Annotated in this window: 16 protein-coding genes and 1 tRNA gene; 8 read left to right on the top strand and 9 right to left on the bottom strand. The window is 67.4% G+C overall.

Going from position 1 to position 21,861, the window contains the following annotated elements; all coding sequences use genetic code 11:
• Positions 1 to 144 precede the first annotated feature (144 nt).
• The 7 genes from G0A00_RS14805 (at position 145) to G0A00_RS14775 (ending at position 8,970) form a co-directional block, all read left to right on the top strand.
• Positions 145 to 597, top strand: a complete 453-nt coding sequence (locus tag G0A00_RS14805) for an RDD family protein (protein WP_066105567.1) — start codon at positions 145 to 147, stop codon at positions 595 to 597.
• A 355-nt stretch (positions 598 to 952) separates the two neighbouring features.
• Positions 953 to 1,387, top strand: a complete 435-nt coding sequence (gene lysM, locus G0A00_RS14800) for a peptidoglycan-binding protein LysM (protein WP_164182481.1) — start codon at positions 953 to 955, stop codon at positions 1,385 to 1,387.
• Positions 1,388 to 1,600: 213 nt separating this feature from the next.
• Positions 1,601 to 2,413 carry an arginyltransferase gene (locus G0A00_RS14795; protein ID WP_066105560.1) on the top strand — a complete coding sequence of 271 codons (813 nt, stop codon included), beginning with the start codon at positions 1,601 to 1,603 and terminating at the stop codon, positions 2,411 to 2,413.
• 307 nt (positions 2,414 to 2,720) lie between these two features.
• Positions 2,721 to 3,323: an ImuA family protein gene (locus G0A00_RS14790; RefSeq protein WP_066107045.1), complete on the top strand. Its 603-nt coding sequence runs from the start codon at positions 2,721 to 2,723 to the stop codon at positions 3,321 to 3,323.
• Positions 3,250 to 4,788, top strand: a complete 1,539-nt coding sequence (locus tag G0A00_RS14785; protein WP_164182482.1) for a DNA polymerase Y family protein — start codon at positions 3,250 to 3,252, stop codon at positions 4,786 to 4,788. The genes G0A00_RS14790 and G0A00_RS14785 overlap by 74 nt, the downstream gene beginning before the upstream one ends.
• A 10-nt stretch (positions 4,789 to 4,798) precedes the next feature.
• Positions 4,799 to 8,161, top strand: a complete 3,363-nt coding sequence (locus tag G0A00_RS14780) for an error-prone DNA polymerase (RefSeq protein WP_164182483.1) — start codon at positions 4,799 to 4,801, stop codon at positions 8,159 to 8,161.
• Between the two features lie 164 nt (positions 8,162 to 8,325).
• Complete coding sequence (locus G0A00_RS14775) at positions 8,326 to 8,970, top strand: PAS domain-containing protein (RefSeq protein ID WP_164182484.1); 645 nt, start codon at positions 8,326 to 8,328, stop codon at positions 8,968 to 8,970.
• Between the two features lie 112 nt (positions 8,971 to 9,082).
• On the opposite strand, the gene G0A00_RS14770 is transcribed toward G0A00_RS14775, so the two are convergent.
• Positions 9,083 to 11,647 (bottom strand): HWE histidine kinase domain-containing protein, encoded by a 2,565-nt coding sequence (locus G0A00_RS14770; protein ID WP_164182485.1) that lies wholly within the window; start codon positions 11,645 to 11,647, stop codon positions 9,083 to 9,085.
• Positions 11,644 to 12,213, bottom strand: coding sequence for a biliverdin-producing heme oxygenase (locus G0A00_RS14765; protein WP_164182486.1), 570 nt, complete (start codon positions 12,211 to 12,213; stop codon positions 11,644 to 11,646). Before G0A00_RS14765 ends, G0A00_RS14770 begins: the two co-directional genes overlap by 4 nt.
• A gap of 274 nt (positions 12,214 to 12,487) precedes the next feature.
• Between G0A00_RS14765 and G0A00_RS14760 the strand changes: the two genes are divergently transcribed.
• Positions 12,488 to 14,878 (top strand): mechanosensitive ion channel domain-containing protein, encoded by a 2,391-nt coding sequence (locus tag G0A00_RS14760; protein WP_164182487.1) that lies wholly within the window; start codon positions 12,488 to 12,490, stop codon positions 14,876 to 14,878.
• 149 nt (positions 14,879 to 15,027) lie between these two features.
• Here the strand turns inward: G0A00_RS14760 and G0A00_RS14755 are convergent.
• The 7 genes from G0A00_RS14755 to minD all read right to left on the bottom strand — a co-directional run bounded on the left by G0A00_RS14755 (position 15,028) and on the right by minD (position 21,846).
• Positions 15,028 to 15,104 (bottom strand) — tRNA-Arg (locus G0A00_RS14755).
• Positions 15,105 to 15,338: 234 nt separating this feature from the next.
• On the bottom strand, positions 15,339 to 16,502 hold the full coding sequence (locus tag G0A00_RS14750) for a M20 aminoacylase family protein (RefSeq protein ID WP_164182488.1): 1,164 nt from the start codon (positions 16,500 to 16,502) through the stop codon (positions 15,339 to 15,341).
• Between the two features lie 155 nt (positions 16,503 to 16,657).
• Positions 16,658 to 18,007, bottom strand: coding sequence for an FAD-binding oxidoreductase (locus G0A00_RS14745; RefSeq protein ID WP_164182489.1), 1,350 nt, complete (start codon positions 18,005 to 18,007; stop codon positions 16,658 to 16,660).
• Positions 18,004 to 19,170 (bottom strand): acetylornithine deacetylase, encoded by a 1,167-nt coding sequence (gene argE, locus G0A00_RS14740; RefSeq protein ID WP_164182490.1) that lies wholly within the window; start codon positions 19,168 to 19,170, stop codon positions 18,004 to 18,006. The genes G0A00_RS14745 and argE overlap by 4 nt, the downstream gene beginning before the upstream one ends.
• Positions 19,171 to 19,287: 117 nt before the next feature.
• Positions 19,288 to 20,559 carry an Hsp70 family protein gene (locus G0A00_RS14735; protein WP_164182492.1) on the bottom strand — a complete coding sequence of 424 codons (1,272 nt, stop codon included), beginning with the start codon at positions 20,557 to 20,559 and terminating at the stop codon, positions 19,288 to 19,290.
• 193 nt (positions 20,560 to 20,752) lie between these two features.
• The gene (gene minE / locus G0A00_RS14730; protein WP_066105526.1) at positions 20,753 to 21,031 is read right to left on the bottom strand and encodes a cell division topological specificity factor MinE; all 279 of its coding nucleotides are present in this window, start codon (positions 21,029 to 21,031) and stop codon (positions 20,753 to 20,755) included.
• Positions 21,028 to 21,846 carry a septum site-determining protein MinD gene (minD, locus tag G0A00_RS14725; RefSeq protein ID WP_164182494.1) on the bottom strand — a complete coding sequence of 273 codons (819 nt, stop codon included), beginning with the start codon at positions 21,844 to 21,846 and terminating at the stop codon, positions 21,028 to 21,030. Before minD ends, minE begins: the two co-directional genes overlap by 4 nt.
• Positions 21,847 to 21,861 lie beyond the last annotated feature (15 nt).

The raw sequence follows: 21,861 nt of genomic DNA, 5'->3' as shown, positions 1-21,861 counted from the left end.
CCTTCCCCAACCCCTGCGCCATGGCCCCGATCCGGGGGCCATGGGCCAAGAACGATAGACTGGACACGGCAGACTGGACATGGCCCGGCGCCATCCCCACCTTTGAGCCGCGCCCGCGACAGCAACCCCGAGCGAGAGAGACAGATGTATTCCGACGCGACCTATTCGCAGCTTCCCGACCCCGTGCACCAGCGCGCCTTTTACGAAAGCGTGGCGCTCAAGCGCGGCATGGCCTGGGTCATAGATACGATGATCGTTGCCGTGCTGGTCTTCATCGCGCTGCTGTTCACCGCCTTTCTGGGCGTGTTCATCTTCTTCGCCATCTGGATGGTGATCAGCTTCGGCTACCGCGTCGCGACGCTGGCCAATGGCTCGGCCACCTGGGGCATGCGCCTGATGGCCATCGAATTCCGCGACTGGCAGGGCCAGCGCTTCGGCCTGCCGCAGGCGTTGCTGCACACGCTGGGCTATACGGTCTCGGTCTCGATCGCGCCGCTGCAGATCGTCTCGATCGTCTGCATGCTGGCCACCGAACGCGGTCAGGGCCTCACCGACCTCGCGCTTGGTACCGTGGCGCTGAACCGCCGCGCGATGTGACGGGGCGCTCAATCGCCGCGCATTTTGATGGGGCGCTGAACCGCGCCGCGCCCGCTACCGCCGGGCACACCGCCCAAGCCTCCTGAGCCAGTGACCGCTCTCGCCACCCGTGCGAGGGCGGTTTGCATTGAACGGCCCTCGCTGCGCGGAAATGAGCCGAAGGCATGGGACCGCCCAGCTCACCTACCCTGAGGTTTTTCCATTTATAGACAACGCCTAGCATTCCGCGCCCCGCCCCGCGCCCCAAGCGACGGCGCACCACACGCCAAAGCTGACATCTTCCGGTAGCCCGACCGCTCAAGCTGCGCCAAACTGCGCGCATTCAATGCAAGCCATTCTTCGGGAGATGCCGACCATGGGACTTTTCAGCTTTCTCAAAGGCAAGGGTAAGAAACTCGAGGCCGAGGCCGCCCCCGAGACCCCACCCGCCGAGGCGGCGCTGGCCAAGGAACTCGACGATCTTGGCCTCGACACCAGCGGCACCTCGATCAAGGTCGAGCCGGGGTCGGCGAAGGTGACGATCACCGGCCAGCCGAAGGATCAGGAAACCCGCGAGAAGATGATCCTCGCCGTGGGCAATATCGAGGGCGTGGCCGAGGTAGAGGACGAGGCCGAGGGCCCAGCGCCGAACTTCCACACGGTCGAGAGCGGCGACAGCCTTTGGAAGATCGCCGAAAAGACGCTGGGCGACGGCGCGCGCTATACCGAGATCTTCGAGGCCAACAAGCCGATGCTGTCGGACCCCGACGAGATCTATCCCGGACAGGTGCTGCGTATCCCCGCCAGCTGACCTCGCCCTGCTCTTGGTCCGCCGTCTTGCACGGGTGCCGGATGCGGCGAAGCGCGAGGCCCCGGCGGCCCCGCATTTGGCGATGGGCCCGGCGATCTTCCGCGCTTTACGGATAGCAAGATCGTGAAACGCGCATATGTCGGGTTACGCGGGGTTGGCGGCTGGGAAATTCGTTGTTACGTTTTCCTTTCAACCAGCCCGGACGGTTTCGAAATGCGCCATTCGCTGCCCCTCGCGCCGCAATTTTACGTCACGGCGCCGCAACCCTGCCCCTATCTGCCGGGCCGGATGGAGCGCAAGCTCTTCACTGCGCTGCAGGGCGACAGCGCGGAGAAACTCAACGACAGTCTTTCGAAGCAGGGCTTCCGCCGCTCGCAGAATGTGCTCTATCGCCCGTCCTGCTCGGAATGCTCGGCCTGTCTCTCGGCGCGGATCGACGTGCGGCGCTTTGCCCCGTCGAAAAGCCAGCGCCGCTCGCTGAAGCGCAATGCCTTTCTGCAACGCCGCGCCTCGAGCCCTTGGGCCACCGAGGACCAGTTCGAGCTGTTCCGCCGCTATCTCGACGCGCGCCATGCCGATGGCGGCATGGCCGACATGGACATCTTCGAGTTCGCCGCGATGATCGAAGAGACCCCGATCCGCAGCCGGGTGGTGGAATACACCGACGGCGATCGAGGCGATCTGGCCGCCGTGTGCCTGACCGACGTGCTCGATGACGGGCTGTCGATGGTCTATTCCTTCTACGATCCCGAACTGCCCAAGGCCGGGCTCGGCACCTGGATGATCCTCGATCACATCGACATCGCGCGCGAGGCCGGGCTGCCCTATGTCTACTTGGGCTACTGGGTGCCCGGCTCGCCGAAGATGGGCTATAAGGCGCAGTTCTCGGCGCTGGAGATCTACCGCCGCGGCCGCTGGGAGCCGATGCGCGGCGATGATGATTACGCCTCCGAGACCCACCCGCTGAGCACCGACCCGATCGCCGAGCAGGTGGCCAATATCTCGCTGCCCGACAGCCGGGGCTGAACCGGGACGGCGCTGGAGGATCGCGGCGCGATCCTGCCTCCGGCGGGGATATTTTTGCCAAGAGGAAGCCCAAGGCGCGCCGCTGCCATGCGGTCCAATTTGCCTTGGCGTGTCAGGAGGGGGCGCTGCCCCCTCGTCGCTGCGCGCCTCACCCCCGGCGTATTTTCAAAGAGAAGAAGGATATGACACGCGCCCGGTCCTTCTTCTCTTTGTTAAATACGCACTACGGCACGCTTCCCATGGCGCGAATGTTCTGGCAATGTTCCTGAACATCCCGCACACCGACTCTGCTGCCACAGGTCCAATCATGCGCCCCTTGCCCGCCAGCGCGCCTCTTGCCGAGGCCGATCCCCTCGCCCTTTGCCCCGCCCGGGTGCATGAGGCCGAAGGGCGTGCGCGGCGCGGCTTTGCGCTGTTTCAGGCCAGCCGCCACGCCGGGCCGCTGATCTGGATCACCCCGCAGCACGCGCCGCAACTGCCGCTGCTGCGCGGCCTGCCCGAGGGCATTGGCGCGCGGCTGCATCTGGTGCGCACCCACAGCGAGGCCGATCTGCTCTGGGCCGCCGAAGAGGCGCTGCGCTGCACCGCCGTGGGGCTGGTGGTGGCCGAGCCCGGGGAGGTGCTGTCGCTGAAGGCCGGGCGCCGCCTGCAACTGGCCGCCGAGGCCGGGCAGACCACCGGGCTGATGCTGATCCAGAGCGGTCAGGGCAGCAATGCCGCCGAGACACGCTGGGCCTGCGAACAATTGCCCGCGCCCGCAGCGGACTCGACTCTGCACGGCTGGGAACTTATAAAGAACAAAAAGGGAACATTAAGACTCTGGACCGTAGACTGGCATGGCGAAACGGCTGCTTTCCATCTGGTTTCCGCGGCTGGCCAGCGACATCAGCCTGCGCAGACGGCCCGTTGAGGGGCCCTTTGCCCTGACCTTGCGGTCGGGCAATGCCGATCATCTGCATTGCGTCTCGCCGCGCGCGCAGGCGCAGGGGCTGGCGCGCGGCATGGCGCTGGCCGATGCGCGGGCGCTCTGCCCCGATCTGGCCACCCGCCCCGCCGATCTGGCGCGCGAGGCGGCGGCGCTCTCGGGTCTGCTTCGCTGGGCCGGGCGCTATGCGCCGCTGGTGGCGCGGGACGGCAGTGACGGGCTCATCGCCGATGTCACCGGCGTGCCGCATCTCTTCGGCGGCGAGGCAGCGCTGCGCGCCGATCTGCATGGCCGGCTGGCGCGCATCGGGCTGGCGGCGCAAAGCGCCATCGCCGGCAGCCGCGGCGGGGCCTTCGCCCTCGCCCGTCACGGCGGCGGCATCCTCCCCGAGGGCGCGCTGTCCGAGGGGCTGGGCAAACTGCCGGTCTCGGCGCTGCGCATCGACCATGACACCGCCGAGACGCTGGCCCGCGTCGGGCTGGGGCGTATCGCCGATCTCATCCCGCTGCCCCGCGCGCCGCTGGCCAAACGCTTTGGCCCGGCGCTGGTGATGCGGCTCGATCAGGCGCTCGGCACCCGCTCCGAGCCGGTGGACGCCGCGCCCGAGCCGCCGCATTTCGGCGTCCGCATGACCCTGCCCGATCCCATCGGCCTGCAGGAGGACGTGATGGCCGGTCTGACCCGCCTGCTGGACCGGCTCTGCGACAAGCTCGGCACGCATCAGCACGGCGCCCGCCGCCTGCTGCTGGAGCTGCACCGGGTCGACCGCGAGACCGCGCAGGTCCGCGTCGGCCTCGCCCGCCCGATGCGCGATCCGGCCCGCATCGCGGCGCTGTTCGAAAGGGGCGTGGGCGAGGTGGAGGCCGGTTTCGGCATCGACGCCATGCGGCTCTGCGCCGAAGTCACCGAGCAACTGCCGCCCGAACAGCTTGGGTCTGGAAAAATTGGCTCTGGCAAAACTCTGGGCGGCCCGAAGCCGCGCAGCGAGGATGCGCTGGCCGATCTCATCTCGCGGCTCGGCAACCGGCTGGGCTTCGAGCAGGTGCAGCGCCTGCTGCCCGCGCAGAGCGACATCCCCGAGCGCAGCTTCCTGCTCGCCCCCGCCGCCTATTCCGAGGCCGAAGCGCCGCCGCCCCGGCGCGGCCCGCCGCGCCCGCTGCTGCTGTTCCCGCCCGAGATGGTCACCGGCGCGCGCGGCGCGCAGCCCGGCCATCCGCCCGCGCAGTTCCGCTGGCGTAACATGCGCTTTTCCACCCTGCGCGCCACCGGGCCCGAGCGGATCGCCCCCGAGTGGTGGTTCGACGATCCCGCATGGCGGTCCGGCATCCGCGACTACTGGCGCATCGAGACGCGCGAGGGGCCTCGGCTGTGGCTCTTCCACACGCCGCAGGTGGCGGGCTGGGACGCGGGCGGCGCGCAGGACTGGTTCGTGCAGGGGGAATTCGCATGAGGGACGCGCCATGACCCCCTATGCCGAGCTGTGCGTAACCAGCAATTTCACCTTCCTCACCGGTGCCTCGCACCCCGAGGAGCTGGTGACCCGCGCCGCCGAGCTGGGGCTCGAGGCGATCGCCATCACCGACCGCAACTCGGTGGCCGGGGTGGTGCGCGCCTTCTCGGCGCTGAAGGAACTGGAGCGGCTGCGCGGCGAGGCGCTGGCGGCGGCGCAGGCCGAAGCGCGCGAGGCCCCTGCGATCCGCTCGCAGTCGCTGACCGACCCGTCGAGCCGCCAGCGCGTGGCGCAGACCGCCCCCGGCCCGGCCCCGATGCTGCCCCCCGAGCGCCCCTTGCCCCGGCTCATCGCGGGCGCGCGGCTGGTGCTGACCGACAGCGCGCTGCACTGGCTCGCCCTGCCCTGCGACGTCGCCGCATGGGCGCGGCTAACGCGGCTGCTGTCCTTAGGCAAGCGCCGCGCCGAAAAGGGCGAGTGCCATCTCACCCGCGCCGATCTGCACGCCGCATCCGAGGGGATGATCCTCATCGCCCTGCCGCCCGATCCGCTGGAGCCCGACAGTCGGCAGCTTGACCCTGAGCTGCGCGAGATGCTGCGGCGCTGCCCGGGCCGGGCCTATATCGGCGCGGCCCCGGTCTATGACGGGCGCGACCAGATACGGCTCGACCACCTCGCCCGGCTGTCGCAGCAGACCGGCCTGCCGCTGGTGGCGGTGGGGGATGTGCTGATGCACCGCTCGGCCCGGCGTCCGCTGGCCGATGTGCTGACCTGCCTGCGCGAAGGCTGCACCATCGACAACATCGGCACCCGGCGGCTGACCAATGGCGAACGGCGGCTGAAGTCCGGCGCCGAGATGGCCCGGCTCTTCCACCGCTACCCCGCCGCCCTGCGCCGCACCGCCGAGATCGCCGATCGCTGCGCCTTCCGCCTCGACGAGCTGCGCTATCAGTACCCGGACGAGGCGCAGAACGGCGAGCCCGCGCAGGACCGGCTGGAGCGGCTCTCGCGCGAGGGGCTGCACTGGCGCTACCCCGCAGGGCCGCCGCCGAAGATCGTGCACCGGGTGGAAAAGGAACTGCGGCTGATCGGCGAGATGGGCTATGCGCCCTATTTCCTCACCGTGCATGACATCGTCGCCTTTGCCCGTTCGCGCGGCATCCTGTGTCAGGGGCGCGGCTCAGCGGCGAACTCTGTGGTGTGCTACCTGCTTGGCGTCACCGAGGTGCCGCCCGAGAGCATCACGCTGATCTTCGAGCGCTTCATCTCGAAGGAACGCGGCGAGCCGCCCGACATCGACGTGGATTTCGAGCACGAGCGGCGCGAGGAGGTGATCCAGTGGATCTATGACCGCTACGGGCGCGAGCGCGCCGGGCTCACCGCCACGGTGATCCACTTCCGCTCGCGCGCGGCGATCCGCGAGGTGGGCAAGGTGATGGGGCTGAGCCAGGACGTGATCGCGCGGCTTGCCGGGCAAATCTGGGGCTGGTCATCCTCCGCCCCCGACGAGGACCGCATGCGCGACGCCGGGATCGACCCGAGCGACGACCGGGTGCTGATGACCGCCAAGCTGATCGAAGAGATCATCGGCTTTCCGCGGCATCTGTCGCAGCACGTCGGCGGCTTCGTCATCACCCACGGGCGGCTTGACGAGCTCTGCCCGATCGAGAACGCGGCGATGGACGACCGCACGGTGATCGAATGGGACAAGGACGACATCGACGCGCTGGGGCTGTTGAAGGTCGATATCCTTGCACTGGGGATGCTGACCTGCATCCGCAAGGCCTTTGGCCTGCTGGTGCAGCACCGGGGCCAGCATCTGACGCTGGCCAATGTCCCCGCCGAAGACCCAAAGGTCTATGACATGCTCTGCCGCGCCGATGCCATCGGGGTGTTTCAGGTGGAAAGCCGGGCGCAGCTGAACTTCCTGCCGCGGATGCTGCCGCGACGGTTCTATGACCTCGTGTGCGAGGTCGCCATCGTGCGCCCCGGCCCCATTCAGGGCGGCATGGTGCATCCTTTCATCAACCGCCGTCAGGGCAAGGAGCCGGTCGAAGACCTTGGCCCGGCGATGATGGAGGTGCTGGGCCGCACCTACGGCGTGCCGCTGTTTCAGGAGCAGGCGATGCAGATCGCCGTGGTCGCCGCCGGCTTCACCCCCGCCGAGGCCGACCGGCTGCGCCGCAGCCTCGCCACCTTCAAGCGCATGGGCACCATCGGCGCCTTCCGCGACCGCTTCGTTTCCGGGATGCTGGCGCGCGGCTATGCCGGGGATTTCGCCGAGCGCTGCTTTGCCCAGATCGAGGGCTTCGGCAGCTACGGCTTTCCCGAAAGCCATGCCGCCAGCTTCGCGCGGCTGGTCTATATCTCGGCATGGCTGAAGAAGCACCATCAGGCGATCTTCACCTGCGCGCTGCTCAACGCCCAGCCCATGGGGTTCTACGCCCCTGCCCAGCTGGTGCGCGACGCCCGCGAGCATGGCGTCGAGGTGCGGCCGGTTTCGGTGAACCATTCCGACTGGGACAACACGCTCGAGCCGCGCCCCGATGGCAGCCTCGCGCTGCGGCTGGGGTTTCGGCAGATCAAGGGGCTGCGCGAGGAGGATGCGGCGTGGATCGTCGCGGCACGCGGCAACGGCTATCCCGATGTGGAAAGCCTCTGGCGCCGCGCCGGAGTGAAGCCTGCGGCGCTGGAGCGGCTGGCCGAGGGCGACGGCTTTGCCGCCATTGGCCTCACCCGGCGCGATGCGCTCTGGGCCGCCAAGGCGCTGCGCGCGCCCAAACCCCTGCCACTCTTTGGCGAGGATGGCGAAGGTGCCGCCGAACCCGACGTGGTGCTGCCCGCCATGACGCTGGGACAGGAGGTGATCGAGGATTACCTCTCGCTGCGCCTGAGCTTGCGCGCCCACCCGATGGAGCTTTTGCGCCCGCGCCTTCCGGAAAGCCTGCCGCATGAGCGCTTCGGCAGCGTGCCGCACCGCCAGCGCATCACCGCCACCGGGCTGGTGATCACCCGCCAGCGCCCCGGCACCGCCTCGGGGGTGATCTTTCTGACGCTGGAGGATGAGACCGGCACCGCAAATGTGGTGGTCTGGACGAAGATCTACGAGACCTTCCGCAAGGCGGTGATCGCGGGCCGCCTGCTGCGCGTCACCGGCCGGCTCGAGCGCGAGGGCGTGGTCACGCATCTGATCGCCGAACACGTCGAGGACCTGTCGCCTCTGCTGTCGGAACTGGGCGGGCCGATCCCTATTGGAGCCACCATAGAAACCAACGACGGGCGCGCCGATGAGACCCGAAGGCCGGTCGGCGGCAGTGCGAGGCACCCGCGGGATCAGGCGAAAAAACTCTTTCCCAGCAGAGACTTTCACTGACATCCTCATTCCAGACCAACGCCGGTCGGCAGCCCCCGCGCGCCATCTCGTCTGCTGAAAAAATGCTCAGCCGCCGCATCACAACTATTGCGCCAGCGGCCCGCCAGACGATATGTTTACTGTCGGTTAACGGATGACCCGCCCCTCCTCTCGGACCTCTGAAAATGATTCTTGCCGACAGCAGCCTCGAAGCTTCCGCCCTGTCCACAGCGATGGGCTATCTCGCGCAGCGCAGCACTGTCTGCGCCAAGATTCTCGACCGTGACGGCAAGGTCTTGGCGATCAACAAACGTGGTCTCGAATTGCTGAACATCGACCCGGACACGATCTGCGGTCAGGTCTGGACGACCTTCTGGGATGGCACCGAGCGCGAGAAGGCCGAGGCCACCGTGCGCAGCGCCTTCGACGGCAAGCCCGCCAGCTTCATCGGTGTGTTCAACGGGCCGCAGACCGGCGAAAGCCTCTGGGAGGTCGAGATCGTGCCGCTCGACTGGCAAGACGGCAAGGTCAGCCGGGTTCTCGCGCTGTCGTCGCTGATGGCAGGTCAAGCGCCCGGCGGCACCCGCAGCGAGCAGACCTTCGAAGACCGGGGCATGCTCACCTCGCTGAGCGAGCTTTTCCACACGCTGAGCAATCTCACCGCCGTGACCACCAGCGCCGCCAACATCCTGCGCCGCGGCGTCGATCCCGAGCGGGCAGAGACGCTGGCCGATGCGCTGACGGACGCCGGGGAAAAAGCCGCCGCCGCCGTGGACAGCCTGCGCGCACAGATCAGCACCGACACCGATAACGAGGGCAAGGCGGCCTGACCTTTCTGGCCGAACCTTTCTGGCCTGACCTTTCTGGCCTGACCGGTCCCTGCCCTCGCAGCTTTAGCTCACTCTCTATGAAACCGGACGGTTCCGCGCCCCGTGGCCAAGCCTACTTGGCCAGCCGCGCCACCGCCTTGGTCAGCGTCTCGATGGTGAAGGGCTTGCTGGTCATCGGTGCCTTGGGGAAGCGCGACAGCCAGTCCGACTGCCCGGCATAGCCGCTGGCCAGCACGAAGGGCACGCCGCGCGCCGCCAGCATCTCGGCCACCGGCAGGCTGGTTTCCGACCCGAGGTTCACATCCAGCACCGCCACCTGCACCGGATGCGCGTCGATGATGCGCATGGCCTCGGCCACCGAAGAGGCGGTGTGCACCGTCTCGGCCCCGAGGTCCGACAGAATGTCAGCGGCGTCCATGGCGATGATCATATTGTCTTCGACCACCAGCGCGACACCCGAGATCCCATCCGCGCCCATGGCCGCGCTCTCCGGAGCCGGAGCAGGCTCGGCTTCCGCCGGTTCCGGTGCCTCGGTGATATAGCGCTCTGGCAGCAGAAACTCGGCGCGCAGGCCGGTGACCTCGAAATGCACCTCGGCCTTGCCCTTGAGCTCGAAGGGAATGGATTTCTCGATGATCGTGGTGCCAAAACCGCGCCGCTCGGGCGCCCGCACGGCAGGGCCGCCGGTCTCGGTCCACGCGATGCGCTGCAGCCCGTCGGGCAGCCGCTCGAGCGCAACATCCACACGGCCCGCCGGCACCGACAGGGCACCGTATTTGACCGAGTTGGTGACAAGCTCATGCAACACCAGCGCCATGGTCGAGAACGCCTCGGGTGCCAGCAGCACCGGCTTTCCGGTGATCGTCACACGGTGTTCTTCGCCCGCGATATAGGCGCCCAGTTCGACCTTCAGCAACTCGCGCAGCGCCACCGGGTGCCATTCGGTCGAGGTCAGCTGATCATGCGCCTGCGCCAGCGCGTGGATGCGCCCGTCGACCGCCGCCGTGAACTCTTCGATGGATTTCGCCGAGCGCCGCGACTGACCGACAAGCGAGCGGATCAGCCCCAGCACGTTGCGCACCCGGTGATTGAGCTCGGCGATCAGCAGTTCCTGTTGGTCCTGCGCGCGCTTGCGCTCGGCGTTGACCTCATCCGACAGCTTCAGCACCACTTCAAGCAGCGTCACGCGGATCGCCTCGGCGGCCTTCAGCGCGGTCTGCGACCAAGTCTCGGACCGGCCCGCCACATCCTGCTGCCACATCTCAAAGCTCTTGCGCGGGGTCAGCCGCGCGCCCATCGGGCCGACCTCGACCGGCTTGTTGGGATTGCCCGCCCATTTGACCTGCCGCATCACCTCGGAGCGGAACAGCACGATGTAATCGCGCGGCGTGCGCGACACCGGGATGGCGAGGATCCCGGCGCAATCGGGCAACAGGCTGTCCATCGAGGGCAGCCGCGCCGACAGGCAGTCGGTCGCATAGACCCGGCTGGCCGCAGCGGTGTTGAGGAACCGCGCGATGGTCTGGAACTGCTCCTTCGACGGGGCTGCCCCCTGCGTCGAATAATCGCCGTCGGAATAAAGCGCGATGCCGTCGAACGGGATCACCTTGCCGATCTCGCGCGCGATGTTCGGGAAGCTGTGCACAAGCCCATCGCCCGAACTGACCTGCATCATCAGACGGTCATGCAGGCGTTGCGCCCGCCCCACCGTGTCGCTGGTCGCCTTGGCTTCCTGCCGCTCCAGCTCATAGGCAAAGAACTGCGCCAGAAGCTCCACCGCCGTGCGGCGCTCGTAGTCCACATGTAGCGGCGCGCGGTGATGGCAGGCAAACAGCCCCCAAAGCTCGCCGCGAATGATGATCGACACCGACATCGAGGCGCGCACCTTCATGTTGCGCAGATACTCTAGGTGGATCGGCGACACCGCCCGCGACATCGACAGCGACAGATCAAGCGGACGCCCCTCGGGGCTTTGCTGCGGGACAATGGGCGAGACCTCGTCATCCACGTCGGCGATCAGCCGCAGCAGGCTGCGCTTATAAAGCGCCCGCGCCTGACGCGGGATGTCGGAAGCGGGGAAGTGCAGCCCCATATAGGTTTCGGCATCCGCGCCGTCCTTGGCCTCGGCGATCACCGTTCCGTCGCCCTCGGGGCCGAACTGATAGACCATCACCCGGTCAAAGCCGGTCAAGGCGCGCAACTGCTGCGCCGCTTCCTCGGAGGCGCTGACCAGATCCTTCTGCGCCGAAACCCGGCGCAGCATCGGCGTGACAAGGGCCAGTTCGTCCTCTTTTGACTCGCGCACCTTGGGCTCGAACTCGAAGATAAAGCTCGGCCCGGATTGATGCGCGCTGACGTCGAACAGCCGCCCGTCTTCGAAAACATCCATAGAAAAAATGCGCGCCACCGCGTTGTCGTGGCTGGTGCCGCCAAGCTTTTCGCGCAGCTTGGTCACCGTGTCGCGCGGAAGCTTTTCGGTAAGGCTGACGCCGGGCAGGCTCTCTGCCTCAAGGCCAAGCAAAGCGCCGGTATTGTCCGAAACATGCTGCACGATCCAGTCGGCAGAGATGGCGATCAGCGCGGCGAACGATTGCACATTGCCCAGAAGGTGAATGGGCTCGCGATCGCAATTGGTCAGATCGACGGGCGTGTCGGTCGAGATGAAGGAATCGTTCATGTTGCTCCGGCGGTGGGCGCGGTCAGCACGGCGCGCGCCTCGTATTCAAAAATGGAAAAGGCGCGGATGGCGTCGCGCAGCACGCGCTGCGCTTCGGGGCAGCGGGCGGGCTGGGCCGAAAGCCGCTGGCAGAAGGCGCGCCATGCGCCGCGCGCGGGCGGCAGCGCGAAATAACCGCGCTCGGGCGGCTCCGGCATCGAGCGGCGGAGCATCGCCGCGCCGAGCTGCGAGCCGAGCAGCAGATAGGCCACCGCGTCGGAATGCAAAGGCAGGTCCCTGCCCGGTCCGGATCGCTCCAGCGGTCGGCCAAGATCCACGTCGAGCGCTCGCAGGGTCGCGATCAGCGCATCGCTGGCCTCGGCGGCGTGCCAGTGGCACGCTTCGCCCAGACGCGAAAAGCCGCGCCTCTGCACATCGCAGAAGTCACGGCGCGCCTGAGGGTCGGTCAGGTCGAGCCCGGCAAGCTGTCCATCGAGACGGGCGTGCGGGGCAGAGGTCGCACTACGAAGCGCATCCCTGAGGTTGCTGTCCCGGAGCACATCCGGATCGTCGAGAAGGTCTTTCACCCTGTCTGCCCTGTCCCTGCTTGTATCTTTATTGGCGGCCACTGTCCCTAACGCCAGCGGCAGCCGTCCGGTTCCCCGGAGATGACATTTTTTTCAACGGCGTATTTGCACGATGCCCCCGCTGGCCATCGCGCCGCGCCGGGCTAGCTGGCACCGAGCACAGGCAGCCCTCCTCCTCCCAGCGCTCACGACGGCGTGACCCAGCGGCGGTGTTCATTCCCGCCCGATTGACGCAGGGACGCCGCAGTGAATTTTGGTAACCGAACGTGGTGACATGACAGTACTAAGATCCGGGATCGCAGCCTTGCTGATCCTAGCCGCCTTGGCGTTCAGCGCCTTCTCCCCGACAGTGGCCCAGGCTCAGGACCAGGCCCAGAGTTCCGGCGCAGACGCTTCCGATACAGCCTCCTCTGACGCCTCCGCACAGCCCAGCAAGCTCGACCTTCTGCTCGAAGTGATCGAAGACGATCAGAGCCGCGACGCGCTGATCGCCGAGTTGCGCGCGGCGCAGACCGAAAGCGACCAGAGCGCCGGCGACCAGATCGTCGAAACCTTGGCCGGCGACGAGGCCGCCCCCGCCGAAAGCCTGTCGTTCAGCCGCCGCATCGCGCTGATCACCCAAGAGGCCGCCGAAGGTGTCGCCGCGCAGGCCGAGGCGGGCTGGACGCAGCTCACCCGCGCGCCGCGCGTCTTCGAAGGGCTCGACGGCAGCGAGGCGGGCGTGCTGCTCGAGGCGCTGAAAGAGCTTGCGCTGATCATCGTCGCCACGGTCGCGGTGTTTCTGGTGCTGCGCCGCATGGGCAAGGCGCTTTACGCGCGCATGGGCGCCTCGGCGCGCGAGTCCGGCGCGCTGCGCACCGCGATGCTGTTCGTCGCCTCGGCGCTGATCGACGCGGCGATCGTGATCATCGCATGGGCCGTCGGCTATCTGATCGCCACGCTGCTGCTTGGCAACTTCGGACAGATCGGCATCCGCCAGACGCTCTATCTCAACGCCTTCCTGCTGGTCGAACTGTCGAAAGTCGTGGTCCGCCTGGCGCTCTCGCCCTCGGCCCGCAACCTGCGCCCGCTGCCGGTGTCTGACGTGGCGGCGAAATATCTCGCCAGCCGCCTCAACTTGATGGTCGGGCTGGTGGGCTATGGCCAGCTGCTGATCGTGCCGATCATCAACGCCAATGTCTCGGTCTCCGCAGGACGCGCCACTTCGGCGCTGATCGCGCTGATCGTCGTCGGGCTGGCGATCTGGCTGGTGCTGCGCAACCGCCGTGCCGTGGCCGATTGGCTGGAACGTGGCGGGCAATCCGAGGCCGAGCACGCGCAGGAGATGCGTCTCGCCGAAGAGGCCGAGGCCGCCGAGGCCGCCGAGGCCCCGACCTCTGCCGCGCCCGAAGAGTTTCCCATGGCCGACAGCACGCCGGAGCCGAAAAAGAAGCGCGGCGCCTTCGCGTTTCTTGTGCAGCACTGGCATTGGCCCGCCCTGCTCTACTTGCTGACCATGCTGGTGCTGGTACTGGTACAGCCCGGCGACGCGGCCTTCCGCTCGCTGCTGAACTCCGGCCAAGTGCTGCTTGTCGCGCTGCTCGGCATGGTGCTTTCGGGCGTGCTGACCCGCGTGATGGTGCGCGGCGTGCAACTGCCCGAGACCGTCACCGCGCGACTGCCGCTGCTGGAGAAACGCCTGAACACCTTCGTGCCGAAGACGCTCTTCGTGCTGCGGCTGGCGATCTTCGTGCTGGTGGTGGTCTTCGCGCTCAACGCGATCAGCCTCATCGACCTGCGCGGCTGGCTGGCCAGCCAGATCGGCCTGCAGCTGACCTCGACGCTGTTCTCGGTCGCCGCGGTGCTGCTGGTGTCCTTCGCGGTCTGGGTCGCGCTGACGTCCTGGGTCGACTACCGGCTCAACCCCGAGTTCGGCTCGGTCGCCACGGCGCGCGAGCGCACGCTGCTGACCCTGCTGCGCAACGCCGCGACCATCGCGCTGATCGTCATCACCCTGATGTTCGTGCTGTCGGAGGTCGGGCTCGACATCGCGCCGCTGCTGGCCTCCGCCGGGGTGCTTGGCCTTGCCATCGGTTTTGGCGCGCAGAAGATGGTGCAGGACATCATCACCGGCATTTTCATCCAGTTCGAGAACGCGATGAACGTCGGCGATGTGGTCACCGTAGGCGGCACAACCGGCGTGGTCGAGCGCCTGACCATCCGGTCGGTCAGCCTGCGCGACGTTACCGGGGCGTTCCACGTCATCCCCTTCTCCTCGGTCGATATGGTCACCAACTACGTGCGCGAGTTCGGCTATTTCGTCTGCGACATGGGCGTTGCCTACCGCGAGAACATCGAAGAGGTGAAACAGGCCATGCTCGACGGGTTCGAGCAGCTGCGCGGTGATCCCGAGCAGGCCAAGTCGATCATGGGCGATTTGGAGTGGTTCGGCATCAACGCCTTCGGCGACAGCGCCGTGGTCGTGCGCGCGCGGATCAAATGCGTACCGGGCACGCAATGGGGCGTGGGCCGGGCCTATAACGGCGTGCTGAAAGAGGTGTTCGACGCCCGCGGCATCGAGATCCCCTTCCCGCATCAGACCATCTATCTTGGCGAGTCGAAACAGGGCGAGACCCAGCCTTTCCGCGTCCGTATGGAAGACGCGGCAGAGGGAGGCACCGCCTGAGCTTGACCGCGCCACAAGAATTGGAAAAGCCGCGCTGGAAACAGCGCGGCTTTTTCATGTCGGCGCAAGGCGGACACCCCGTCAAAGCGCAAGGCCAAGCGCAGGCCAAGCCACGCAACCGGTAGAAAGACAATGCTTTGAAAGAGGAGTGGCGCACCCGATAGGATTCGAACCTATGGCCTCTGCCTTCGGAGGGCAGCGCTCTATCCAGCTGAGCTACGGGTGCCTGCGGCGGGTCTTAGAACAAAGCGGAAGCCTCCGCAATCGCAAATCTGCCAGAGCCGAGATCCGCCAGCATCAAAATATGCCTGTCGTCTCGCCCCGTTACCCCGCGCGCCAGAGGTCCGCGCCAGCGCCCGCCCCGGCACCCGCGCACGTCCCCGCTTCTTCTCTTTGAAAATACGCCGGGGGTGAGCCGCGAAGCGGCGAGGGGGCAGCGCCCCCTCCCTTCCCTGTCAGCTCAAGCCGCCGGCATGCGACGCTCGACGATCTCGGCCCACCACGAGCAGCCCGCCGGGATGGCCTCGTCGTTGAAGTTGTACTGCGGGTGGTGCACCGCCGCCGTGTCGCCATTGCCGACGAGGATATAGGCGCCGGGGCGCTCTTCGAGCATGAAGGCGAAATCCTCGCCGCCCATGACCAGCGGCGCATCGGCACAATCGCCGGAGACGGCGCGGGCCACATCGGCGGCGAACTCGGTCTGCTCCTCGGAGTTGACCATCACCGGGTAGTTGCGCGTGTAGTCCACCTTTGCCACGCAGCCGAGCGCCGCCGCCATGCCGGTGCAGATGTCGTTGATCCGGGTCTCGGCCAAATCCCGGTTCTCCGGTGCCAGCGTGCGCACGGTGCCGCGCAGCTTTACCCGCTGCGGGATCACGTTGAAGGCGGTCGAAGAGGTCTCGAAGCTGGTCACCGAGACGACGATCTGGCTCACCGGGTCGGCGTTGCGGCTGGCAATCGTCTGCAGCGCGGTGACGATCTGCGCCGAGGCGACCGTGGGGTCGATGGTCTCATGCGGCTTGGCGGCATGGCCGCCCTTGCCTTCCACGGTCACCTCGAAGATGTCAGTGGCGGCGAAGAATGCGCCGGGACGGATGGCGAACTGGCCCACCGGCACGCCGGGCCAATTGTGCATGCCATAGACTTCCTGAATGCCCCAGCGCGCCATCATGCCGTCGTCGCACATCTCCTTGCCGCCGCCGCCGCCCTCTTCGGCGGGCTGGAAGATCACCACCACGGTGCCGTCGAAATTGCGCGTCTCGGCGAGGTATTTCGCCGCCCCCAGCAGCATGGCGGTGTGCCCGTCATGACCGCAGGCATGCATCGCGCCGGGGGTCTTGGAGGCATATTCGAGCCCGGTGTCCTCGAGGATCGGCAGCGCATCCATATCGGCGCGCAACCCGATGACCTTGCCCGAACCGCTCGCCTTGCCCTTGATCACGCCCACGACGCCGGTGCGCCCGATGCCGGTGACCACCTCGTCGCAGCCGAAGGCCTGCAGCTTTTCGGCCACCAGCGCCGAGGTGCGATGCGTGTCGAACAGCAGCTCGGGGTTCTCATGCAGATCGCGGCGCCATTCGGTGATCTCGGACTGCAGCTCTGCAAAGCGGTTCTTGACGGGCATGGGATGGGTCCCTGTTGTTTGATCATATTTGCGGCGGAGCCTGCCACCCTGCCATGACAGTGGCAAGCTCCGGCGGAGTATGACCCGAGGGAAGACAGCCCCTCGCTGCCCTTTCAGCGCGCGAGGCACGCGCCCCGTTCCCCGGACGCCCAACCTCAGATATTCGGCCCGGGCACCAGCTTGCTGCCATCGGAAAAGCGCGACAGGCGGAAGCGTGTGAGATCGTGCCCCGGGTCCCTGCCCTGCGCCATATCCGCGACCACGCGGCCAAAGCCCGGCCCGATGCCGAAGCCATGCCCGCACATGCCGGTCGCCACGATCAGCCCCGGGATCTGCGCCACGTGGTCCACCACAGGCACCACATCCGGCATCACGTCGATCATCCCCGCCCAGCTTGCCTGCAGCGGCACCTCGCCCATCTCGGGGAAATGCTGCGCGAACTGCGCGCGGGTGGAAGCGACCTTGCCGGCGTTGGGCTCGGGCGAGAGGATGCGCATCCGCTCGAATGGGGTCTCTTCATCGTCGCGCCAGCTCCGCGGCGTGCCCCATGCGTCGGGATAGCCTGCGGGCGCCTTGGCACGGAAATGCACGTCGAAACTGCCCTGCCGGGCCAGCGTCAGATAGGGCCGCGCGTGACGCACGGCATCGGGGCCGAGAAAGAGCTCGGAGAAGGCCGAAGGCGCCAGCGTGTAGCCCCCATCGGCGCGCGGGCGAAAGGCCAGCACATCATCCACCGCCGCCTTGTTGACCAGTTGCGGCAGCGGCGCGGTGGCCATGGCGGTGGAGCGCACCGAAAGCTGCGGGATGGTCACGCCATGGCGCTTGAGGAACAGCCCCGACCACGCCCCGCCCGACAGCACCGCCCGTTCGCAGCGGATCGTTCCGGCCTCGGTCACCACGCCGCTCACCCGGCCTGCGCTGCGCTCGAGCCCGCGCACGGCGCAACGCTCGCGCACGATCACCCCTTCGGAGGCCGCCAGCCGCGCCAGTTCCGGCACCGCCTGCCACGGCTCGCCCTTCATGTCGGTGGGCGTGTGCAGCATGCCGACCCACGGGCTGTTGGTCGCGCCAAGCTGCGCTTTGGTGGCCTCGGCATCCAGCAACTCGGAGCTGACCCCCAAGGGCCTCGCCTCTTCGAGCCAGCCAGCGAAAGCGTCCATCTCGGATGCGCTCTTGGCGAGATACCCCACCCCCACGGTGCGCGTCCCCAACCGCCCCTCGCAGAGCGTGTCGAGCTCCTGCCAAAGCCGCTGCGCCTCGAGCGCCACGGGGATCTCGGCCATGTCCCGGCCCTGCACGCGGATCCAGCCCCAGTTGCGCGAGCTTTGCTCGGCGGCAATGCGGCCCTTTTCCAACAGCACCACCTTCAGCCCGGCGCGGTTGGCAAAGAGCGCCGTGCAGGTGCCGATGACGCCGCCGCCGATGACCACCAGATCAGCCGCCTCGGGCAGCGCGCCCTGATGCTCGACCGGACCATCGTCGCGGAAGGGAAACACCACGCTCATGCCAGTCGCTCCAGAAGCTTCTCCATGAAGGCCTGCCCCGCCTGCAGTTGCGAGACGGCGATGGATTCATTGGGCTGATGCGCGATGCCGATGTCGCCCGGCCCGCAGACCACCACATCATAGCCGCCGTTCTGGAAGTGGCTCGCTTCGGTGCCATAGCTGACGTGGCGCTTGGCGTTGTCGCCGGTGATCTGCCGCACCAGTTCCTCGGCGCGGTTCTCTTCGGTCGGCGCGAAGGGCGGCAGGTTGAAGGCGTCCTTGACCTCGATCCACGCCTCGGGCCGCACCGCCTGCATCTGCGCGGTCAGCTCGGCGACCTTGTCCATCAGGCGGCCGGTCCAATACTCCGGATCCTCGCCCGGCACCACGCGGAAGCCGAGCGGGAACCAGCAGTCCTTGGCGGTGATGTTCTGCGCCGTGCCGCCGCGGATTTGCCCCACATGCACATTGGTGTGCGGCGGGGTGAACAGCTGCGCCACCGGGCCCGGCTCGGCGGCGGCGCATTCGGCGTTTACCTCGTTGCACCACTCGATCAGCTTGGCGCCCCACATGATCGCCGACACGCCGGTCTCGAGGATCGAGCTGTGCACCTCGACCCCATGCACATGGATCTCGAAGCTGCGCCCGCCCTTGTGGCCGGTGACCGGCTTCAGCATCGTCGGCTCGCCGACGATCACCGCAGAGGCCTTGGGCACGGCACCCTGCATCGCCGCGACCAGATCGATCGCCCCCTCGCAGCCGATCTCTTCGTCATAGCTGAACGCCAGTTGCAGCGGCCGGCTCACGCCCCGGTGCTTGGCCTCGACCAGCGCCCAGATCGCCAGCGCGTCAAAGGCCTTCATGTCGGTGGCACCGCGCCCGTAGAGCCGTCCCTCGCGCTCGGTCAGCACCCAAGGATCGCTGTCCCAAGCCTGCCCCTCGACCGGCACCACGTCGGTATGGCCCGACAGCACCACGCCGCCCTCGGTCTCCGGCCCCACATGGGCGAAAAGCGCCGCCTTCAGCTCGGGCTCGGAGGGTTTGGCGTGGCGGTGGCTGTCGATGCCGTGGCTGGCCAGATAGTCTTCGGTCCAGCCGATCAGGTCGAGGTTGCTGCCGGTGCTTACAGAGGGAAAGGAGACGAGCTTTTCCAGCAGCTCGCGCGGCGAAAGGCGGGTGGTCATGGGGCGTCCTTGGTCTGTCTTCGGTGCCGACCTAATCCCGCCTGCGCGCCAGCCACAAGACCCGGCGCCACATTCTCAGCCTCGTGCGAGCCCAATCGACCCTATTTCAGCGCAGCCTCAGGCGCGGGCGACGCCCCGGCCCGCCGCGGCCCATGCCAGCCCGTCGACCACCGCCGTGAACGCCTCGGATCGGCGCTGCGCCGCGCCCGGGCAGACGCCCCGCGCCTCATCGCCCACCAGCGCCATCAGGCTCGAGCCGCCGACCAGCACCACGCTGTCCACCTGCGCGGGCGAGATCTGCGCCAGCATCAGCGTCTCATAGATCGCCATGCGCAGCGCCTCGCGCATGTCCGACAGCGCCGCATTGAGCGTGCCGGGCGTGACCCGCGCCGCCAGACCCGGCGCGATCATCCCCATGGCGATCTCTGCCCCCGCGCCGCTGTTGGCGTCGATCTTGCCGCGCTCCACCGCAAAGGCCAGCTCATGGCCCAGCTCGTCCTCGATCACCGTCTTCAGGCGCTGCATCTGCACGGGCGCCTCCGCATGGCGCAGCAGATCCTCCACCGCCCGCTCGGTGTCGCGGTTGTAGAGAAAGGCGATCTTGGCCCATGTGGAGAGGTCCACGTAAAGCGCATTGGGCACCGGCAGCAGACCGCCGCCGAAGTCACGCCGCAACTCTCCGCCCAGCCCCAGCAGCGGCATGGCATGGCGCATCGAGACCGCATGGTCGAAATCCGTGCCGCCCAGCCGGATGCCGTGGCTGGCGGTGATCGCGATGCCGGTCCCCTCGCTGCAGAAGACAGTGAAATCCGAGGTGCCGCCGCCGATGTCGACGATCAGCCCGGTGCCGGTCGTGCCCTCGGCCACCGCGCTGGCCAGCGCCGCCGCCTCGGGCTCGAACATCATCTCCACCTGCTCGAAGCCCGCCGCCTTGTAGCAGCCGCGCAGGTCTTCCTCGGCGCGCGCATCTCGCTCGGGATCTGCGGAATGGAAATGCACCGGCCTGCCCGAGAGCGCCCGGTCAAAGCGCCGCCCGGCCTCGGCCTCGGCGCGCGTCTTCACTTCCTTCAAGAAGGCGGTGACGATCTCGGCCAGCGTGCGCCGCTTGCCGCCGATCAGCCGTTTTTCGTGGAAAAGCGCCGTGCCCAGCACGCTCTTGAGCGCCCGCATATAACGCCCTTCGTCGCCAGCGATCAGCGCCTCGGAGGCCGCCGCGCCGATCAGCATGCCGCCCTCTGCGGGAAAGAACACGGCGGTGGGCAGGGTCTCGCTGCCAGCCTCGATCTGCAGGCGGCGCACCGCGCCCTGCTCGATGATCGCTGCTGCCGAGTTGGAGGTTCCGAAGTCGATCGCCAGAACGTCGCCCGACGCAAATGCTGCACTGTCCATGACACCCTCCGCGGTGGAAAGGCGCCCGGCTACAGAAAAGCGCGGAGCGGAGCAAGGCCGAAACGCCCGCCGCTTCGTCTAGATGAAAATATCCCGGGGGAGTCCGCCTTGGCGGACGGGGGCAGCGCCCCCTTAGCCGCGCGGGCCATGTCCCTAAAGACCGGTGCCGCGAGCGTGCCAAACGGCAAAGGGCTCAGCCCTTTGCCGCGACCTTTTTCTTTTCCTGCGCAGGCAGTTCGATGTTGATCTCGAGGCTCGAGACATCGCCGACGGAATCCATCCGGATCCCGACCGCGTCGTCGCTTACCTCGACATACCGCTTGATCGCCTCAAGAATGTCGCGCTGCAGCAGCGGCAGGAATTCGGCCTTCGGACCCGACCCGCGCTCATGCGCGAGAAGGATCTGCAGTCGCTCCTTGGCCTGTGCCGACGACTTGGGCTTGCGGTTGAAGGTAAAGCCGAAAACCTTCATGCGCTCCTCCCGAAGAGCCGCGACATGAAGCTGGGAACCTTCTCCCCTTCGATCTTCATTTCGATCTGCTCGCCGTCGAGCCGCGCCACGGCTTCTTCATAGGCGGTGGCAGCGCGCGACTTCTCGTTGAGGATCACCGGCACACCGACGTTCGAGGCGCGCAGCACCGCGGGGCTTTCGGGGATCACCCCCAGAAGCGGGATCGCGAGGATTTCCAGCACGTCCTCCACCGACATCATCTCGCCCTCGCCCGAGCGTTTCGGGTCGAAGCGGGTGAGCAGCAGGTGGCTCTTGATCTGGTCTTCCTCACCGCGCTCGGCGCGGGCGGTCTTCGAGCTCAGCAGGCCCAGCATCCGGTCACTGTCGCGCACCGAGGAGACCTCGGGGTTGGTCACGACAATCGCCTCGTCGGCGTAATACATGGCCAGTTGCGCGCCGCGCTCGATGCCCGCCGGGCTGTCGCAGATGATGTAGTCGAACTCTTCGCGAAGCTCGTTCAGCACCTTCTCGACGCCCTCTTGGGTCAGCGCGTCCTTGTCGCGGGTCTGCGAGGTCGGCAGCACGTAGAGATTGTCGAGCCGACGGTCGCGGATCAGCGCCTGGTTCAGCTTCGCGTCGCCCTGGATCACGTTGATGAAGTCGAACACCACGCGGCGTTCGCAGCCCATGATCATGTCGAGGTTGCGCAGACCCACGTCGAAGTCGATCACGACGGTACGGTGCCCGCGCGACGCGAGACCGGCGCTGATGGCAGCCGAGGACGTGGTCTTGCCCACGCCACCCTTGCCCGAGGTCACAACGATTACTTTGCTCACTGGCGGCTCCTGTCT

The sequence above is a fragment of the Salipiger sp. PrR002 genome, from assembly GCF_010500775.1.
GTDB lineage: Bacteria > Pseudomonadota > Alphaproteobacteria > Rhodobacterales > Rhodobacteraceae > Salipiger.
The sequence above is the reverse complement of the archived record's forward strand: the minus strand, read 5'-3'. Positions and strand labels throughout refer to the sequence as shown.